This window comes from Pseudomonas sp. GOM6, from assembly GCF_029537485.1.
In the GTDB taxonomy this organism is placed as follows: domain Bacteria; phylum Pseudomonadota; class Gammaproteobacteria; order Pseudomonadales; family Pseudomonadaceae; genus Aquipseudomonas.
In genome coordinates this window covers 1-357 of sequence record NZ_JARPUS010000040.1, presented here as the reverse complement: position 1 = coordinate 357, position 357 = coordinate 1, and the positions used below count along the sequence as shown (strand labels likewise).

The following is a 357-nucleotide window of genomic DNA, read 5'->3' as shown; positions in this document are numbered from 1 at the left end:
GCACGCCAGCGGTTTCCAGCTCGTAGCCGGAGACCTCGGTCAGGTCACGATAAAATTCGAGCACTTCCCGAGGCTGCACGGTGTGATAGCGCTGCGAGACCACTGACAGCGGTGTCTTGGTGTCCGAACGGTAGAGCACCTTCTGCTCGGGGAAGGAGTGGATCGCGCCCAGATGGCCGATGGCGTCCGACTTGAAGTGCACTGGGCTTTCCATGATCTGCCAGTCCATACCGGCTTCGCGTTGCCAGACTTCGATGGGCTGTTTCTGCGGCAGGTTGCTGCCCAAGCCGTGCCACGGAGTAGCGCCAACGTAGGCCATTTGTTCGATTTGATGAGCCATGACGAATTTCCTTTGGG

Annotated in this window: 1 protein-coding gene; it reads right to left on the bottom strand. The window is 59.1% G+C overall.

Features of this window, described 5'->3' with window-relative positions:
* A partial coding sequence (locus P7A97_RS20525) for a DUF932 domain-containing protein (protein ID WP_277692348.1) occupies positions 1–340 on the bottom strand: 340 nt, incomplete at its 3' end.
* Positions 341–357: the final 17 nt, after the last annotated feature.